We start from the raw sequence: 682 nt of genomic DNA on the forward strand, positions 1-682 counted from the left end.
GCCTTACGGCTTCGCACGGACCTGTGTTTTTAGTAAACAGTCGCTTCTCGCTGGTCTCTGCGGCCACCCCCAGCTCAAGGTGTAAAACCCATCACCAGACGTGGCCCCCCTTCTCCCGAAGTTACGGGGGCATTTTGCCGAGTTCCTTAACCATAGTTCACCCGAACGCCTCGGTATTCTCTACCTGACCACCTGAGTCGGTTTAGGGTACGGGCCGCCATGAAACTCGCTAGAGGCTTTTCTCGACAGCATAGGATCATCCACTTCACCACAATCGGCTCGGCATCAGGTCTCACCCTGCATGAGCGGCGGATTTACCTACCACTCGGGCTACACCCTTACCCCGGGACAACCACCGCCCGGGCTGGACTACCTTCCTGCGTCACCCCATCACTCACCTACTGCAAGTCTGGTCCGGCGGCTCCACCACTTTCCTTTCCCCGAAGGGTCCGGAACGGCTTCACGGCCTTAGCATCGCCTGGTTCGATGTTTGACGCTTCACAGCGGGTACCGGAATATCAACCGGTTATCCATCGACTACGCCTGTCGGCCTCGCCTTAGGTCCCGACTTACCCTGGGCAGATCAGCTTGACCCAGGAACCCTTAGTCAATCGGCGCACACGTTTCTCACGTGTGAATCGCTACTCATGCCTGCATTCTCACTCGTCAACCGTCCACGACT

The 682-nt window shown here is 57.6% G+C and carries 1 rRNA gene; it reads right to left on the bottom strand.

Annotation, left to right across the window (positions count from 1 at the left end):
* A 23S ribosomal RNA gene (locus IE277_RS46790) occupies nt 1-682 on the bottom strand; the annotation flags it as partial.

This window comes from Streptomyces alanosinicus (assembly GCF_014650595.1).
Lineage (GTDB): Bacteria > Actinomycetota > Actinomycetes > Streptomycetales > Streptomycetaceae > Streptomyces > Streptomyces alanosinicus.